5 protein-coding genes are annotated in these 4,261 nt (G+C 70.8%); 3 read left to right on the plus strand and 2 right to left on the minus strand.

Features of this window, described 5'->3' with window-relative positions; genetic code table 11:
- Nucleotides 1-30: 30 nt before the first annotated feature.
- Nucleotides 31-663: a TetR/AcrR family transcriptional regulator gene (locus CQZ88_RS13530; RefSeq protein WP_037200704.1), complete on the minus strand. Its 633-nt coding sequence runs from the start codon at nucleotides 661-663 to the stop codon at nucleotides 31-33.
- A gap of 71 nt (nucleotides 664-734) precedes the next feature.
- Between CQZ88_RS13530 and CQZ88_RS13535 the strand changes: the two genes are divergently transcribed.
- From CQZ88_RS13535 to CQZ88_RS13545, 3 genes are read left to right on the plus strand one after another with little or no spacing between them, the layout of a single operon-like run.
- Nucleotides 735-2,318 carry an NAD(P)/FAD-dependent oxidoreductase gene (locus CQZ88_RS13535; RefSeq protein ID WP_029542501.1) on the plus strand — a complete coding sequence of 528 codons (1,584 nt, stop codon included), beginning with the start codon at nucleotides 735-737 and terminating at the stop codon, nucleotides 2,316-2,318.
- Nucleotides 2,315-3,142 carry an SDR family oxidoreductase gene (locus CQZ88_RS13540; protein ID WP_102799891.1) on the plus strand — a complete coding sequence of 276 codons (828 nt, stop codon included), beginning with the start codon at nucleotides 2,315-2,317 and terminating at the stop codon, nucleotides 3,140-3,142. Before CQZ88_RS13535 ends, CQZ88_RS13540 begins: the two co-directional genes overlap by 4 nt.
- Before the next feature lie 10 nt (nucleotides 3,143-3,152).
- Nucleotides 3,153-4,070, plus strand: a complete 918-nt coding sequence (locus CQZ88_RS13545; RefSeq protein ID WP_006938745.1) for an alpha/beta hydrolase — start codon at nucleotides 3,153-3,155, stop codon at nucleotides 4,068-4,070.
- Here CQZ88_RS13545 and CQZ88_RS13550 read toward each other — a convergent pair.
- A partial coding sequence (locus tag CQZ88_RS13550; RefSeq protein WP_308410803.1) for a glycine betaine ABC transporter substrate-binding protein occupies nucleotides 4,029-4,261 on the minus strand: 233 nt, incomplete at its 5' end. The two genes, CQZ88_RS13545 and CQZ88_RS13550, sit on opposite strands and share 42 nt — an antisense overlap.

Below are 4,261 nucleotides of genomic sequence, written 5' to 3' on the forward strand. Positions count from 1 at the left end.
CCCCGGGACGTGACCGAATGTCACACGCGTTCACTCAGATCGAACCGCTGTGACATTCGGTGCGCCTGCGGCGAGGGCCAGCGCGGGCAGGGCGGCGACGGCGAGGTCGACGAACTCCTCGCGGGTGAGCTGCGGGTCCCGGAGCCAGGCGATCGTCGTGTCCTCGACGAACGCGATCCAGCCGCGCACGGCCAGGGCGACGGCGGGCCCGGCGTCGATGCCGATGCGGGGCAGGTACGCGACGGTCCGATCGACCATGGCGGTGCGTGTGTCCTCGAAGACCTGCCGCATGTCCGGGTCCCCGCTCGCGGTGCCGCGCAGCATCGACAGGTAGGTGTCGCGGTGGTCGGTGACGTAGTCGACGTACGCGACGATCGTGCCGCGCAGCATCTCCATCGGTTCGAGGCTGTCGTCGGGTGCGGTGCGCTCGAGCATGTCCCGGCTGGTGTGCCGGACGAGTTCGACGTGGAAGTCGTGCTTGGACGCGAAGTAGTGGAACAGCAGCCCGCGCGACACCCCCGCCTGGTCGGCGATGTCCTCGACGGAGATCTGCTCGAGCGGCCGTTCGGCGAGCAGTTGCACGCCGAGGTCGACGAGCTGGGCCCGCCGCTCGGCGGGACTCAGCCTGGTGCGCTTGCTGCTGTTGCCCTTCACAGATGCCATGCAAACACTCTTGTTGAATCGCAGTCAACAGGCTATTGACCGGCGCTCAATATGGCCCTACGCTTATTTACATGAGTCTTCCGGTTACAGACACCATCGCCACCGATGCGCACCCGCGTCAGGTCGACACGCTGATCATCGGCAGCGGGTTCGCCGGACTCGGCGCCGCCGTCCGACTGACCCGGGCCGGCAAGGACTTCGTGGTCCTCGAGCGCGGATCGGAGGTCGGCGGCACCTGGCGCGACAACACGTACCCGGGCGCCGCGTGCGACGTCCCGTCCAACCTGTACTCCTACTCGTTCGCCCTCAACCCCGGCTGGACGCGGTCCTTCTCCCCCCAGCCCGAGATCCAGGCCTACATCGCCTCGGTCGCCGACAGGTACGACGTACGCCGCCGCACCGTGTTCGGGTGCGACGTGCAGACCGTCCGCTGGAACACCGCCACCCACCGCTGGGACGTGCAGACCACCAAGGGTGCGTTCGACGCCCGGATCGTCGTCTCCGCCGTCGGGGCGCTGTGCGAGCCGTCGCTGCCCGACATCGCGGGCATCGAAGGGTTCCGGGGCGAGATCTTCCACTCCGCCCGGTGGAACCACGACGCGGACCTGACCGGCAAGCGCGTCGCCGTGATCGGCACCGGAGCCTCCGCAATCCAGATCGTGCCCGCCATCGCCGGCAAGGTCGCCCACCTCGACGTCTACCAGCGCACCGCTCCCTGGGTGCTGCCTCGCGCCGACCGCGAATACACCCCCGTCGAGCGGCTCGCGTTCCGCCGCGTACCCGGGTTCCAGCGCCTGTCCCGCGCCCTGCAGTACCTCACCCGCGAGACGCAGGTCGTCGGCCTGGCCAAGGCACCGGTCTTCATGAAGCCGCTCGAGCTCGCCGCCCGCGCGCACATCCGCCGCCAGATCACCGACCCCGAGCTGCGCCGCAAGGTCACCCCGAACTTCCGGATCGGCTGCAAGCGGATGCTCATCTCGAACAACTACTACCCCGCGCTGGCCCGGCCGAACGTCGACCTGGTCACCGACGGCATCGCCGAGGTCACCGCGGACGGCATCGTCACCCGCGACGGCACCACCCGCCAGGTCGACGCCATCGTCGTCGCCACCGGCTTCCACGTCACCGACTCGCCCACCTTCGCCGGCATCTTCGGCAAGGACGGCCGCAGCCTCGCGGACGTCTTCGACGCCACCGGCATGCAGGGCTACAAGGGCGCCGCCGTCGCCGGTTTCCCCAACATGTTCTTCCTCGTGGGACCGAACACCGGACTCGGCCACACCTCGATGGTGTACATGATCGAATCCCAGCTGAACTACCTGGTGGACGCGATCGAGACGATCGACCGCCACCGGATCGGCACCGTCGAGGTGCGCCCGGAGGTGCAGGGCGAATACAACCGCAACCTGCAGGACGCCCTGAAGCGCAGCGTGTGGAGCAACGGCGGCTGCGCCAGCTGGTACCTCGACAAGCACGGCAACAACACCACCCTGTGGCCGAGCTTCACGTTCGAATTCCGCCGCATCACCAAGCATTTCGACCTGGACGCCTACCGCAGCGTCGCCGCGGCGGACCTCCCCCCGGTCCCGGCGCAGACGCCGGCGACCGTCCGTGACTCCGACGAGACCGACACCCGGAAGGTGGCAGCGCAGTGAGCGAGTTCGCAGGAAAGGTCGCCGTGATCACCGGCGCCGGATCGGGCATCGGCCGTGCCCTGGCGCTCGAGCTCGCCCGGCGCGGCGCCCGGCTGGCCCTGTCCGACGTCGACACCGCCGGGCTGGACGAGACTGTGCGCCGGGCCCGCGACCTCGGCGCCGAGGTCAAGGCCGATCACCTCGACGTCACGCAGCGCGAGGCGGTGCTCGACTACGCCGACGCCGTCGCCGTCCACTTCGGCCAGGTCAACCAGATCTACAACAACGCCGGCATCGCCTACCACGGCGAGTTCGAACGCTCGGAGTTCAAGGACATCGAGCGGATCATGGACGTCGACTTCTGGGGCGTGGTGAACGGCACCAAGGCGTTCCTGCCCCACGTCGTCGCGTCCGGGGACGGCCACATCGTCAACGTCTCGAGCCTGTTCGGGCTGCTGGCCATCCCCGGTCAGAGCGCCTACAACTCCGCGAAGTTCGCCGTCCGCGGCTTCACCGAGGCGCTGCGCCAGGAGATGCTGGTCGCCCGGCACCCCGTCAAGGTCACCTGCGTGCACCCCGGCGGCATCAAGACGGCGATCGCCCGCAACGCCGCCGTCCCGGCCGGCGACGATCAGGAGTCCTTCGCCCAGTTCTTCGACCGCAAGCTGGCCCGCACCAGCCCGGAGGACGCGGCCCGCACCATCGTCGAGGGCGTGCGCAGGGGCAGGGCCCGGGTACTCATCGGCGCCGACGCGAAGTTCCTCGACGCCTGGGTGCGCATGGTGGGCCCGTCCTATCAGCGTGTCGTCGCATTCGTCAGTGGCCGCTTCGTGCCGAAGGGCTAGGGTCGCGGTCATGCCCCAGCTCCCCCTGCCCGTCGTGCGGGCCGCGGTGCGGCCGGCCTACCGGCTCGCCCTCAACGCGCGGCTGCCGTACCCCGTCCAGCGCCGGCTGCTCGAGCTCGTCGCGCCGATCCAGACCCTGCCCGAGGGCACGGTGGTGCAGCAGGTCACGCTCGCGGGCCGGCCCGCCGAACGCGTCACCGTCGGCGCCACCGAACGTCCCACCGCGGTCCTGTACCTGCACGGGGGCGGGTACACGGTGGCCTCGCCCGCCACGCACCGGTCCCTGGCCGCGCACCTGGCCGCGGCCTCGGGTTCGGCGGTGTACGTGCTCGACTACCGGCTGGCCCCGGAGCACCCCTACCCCGCCGCACTGGACGACGCGGTCGGTGCGTACCTCGAGCTGGTGACCGAGCACGGCGTGACCCCGCAGACCGCCCCGATCGCCGGCGACTCGGCCGGGGGCGGCCTGACGGTCGCGGCGGCGCGCCGGCTGATCGACCGGCACGGGGTGCGGCCCGCCGCCCTGGGGCTGATCGCGCCCTGGGTCGATCCCGCCTCGCGGGACTTCCCCTTCGACCGGGACACGGTCCTCAACGCCGCCTGGATCTCGGCGTCGGCGCGGGCGTATCTCGGCGACCGCGACGCCTCCGACCCCGGCTACGCGCCGCTGCGCGGAGACCTGGCCGGCCTGCCGCCGACGCTGATCCACGTCGGCACCGGCGAGATGCTGTACCCGCAGGTCACCGAGTTCGCCCGGAAGCTGCGTGAGGCGGGGGTGGACGTGACGGTCACCGAGCAGCGCGAACTGTGGCACGTGGCCCATCTGCAGGCCGCGCTGGTGGGCGAGGCCGCCGACGCGGTGGCACAGCTCGGCGCCTTCCTGCGCTCACACGTGCTCGGTGAGCCACGCCTGCGCGACGACGGCTGAGTCCTCGCCGCCGCCGATCCGGTCGAGCATCTCGGCCAGGTCGGCGGTGGTCAGCTCCCCCGCGACGAGACTCAGGGCCTCGAGCTGACGTTCCTCGAGGACGTGCTTGCGGAACACCGGGACGACGTTCTGTGCGGTGAACACCGGTGGCTCCGTGCCGGTTCCGGTCTCCGGACCGGATCCGGGCGCGC

It is taken from the genome of Rhodococcus sp. ENV425, assembly GCF_002887785.1.
In the GTDB taxonomy this organism is placed as follows: domain Bacteria; phylum Actinomycetota; class Actinomycetes; order Mycobacteriales; family Mycobacteriaceae; genus Rhodococcus; species Rhodococcus aetherivorans.

What these genes read in the sequence shown, in the direction of transcription:
- CQZ88_RS13530 (WP_037200704.1), bottom strand. Translation starts at nt 663, where the DNA reads ATGGCATCTGTGAAGGGCAACAGCAGCAAGCGCACCAGGCTGAGTCCC.
- CQZ88_RS13535 (WP_029542501.1), top strand. Translation starts at nt 735, where the DNA reads ATGAGTCTTCCGGTTACAGACACCATCGCCACCGATGCGCACCCGCGT.
- CQZ88_RS13545 (WP_006938745.1), top strand. Translation starts at nt 3,153, where the DNA reads ATGCCCCAGCTCCCCCTGCCCGTCGTGCGGGCCGCGGTGCGGCCGGCC.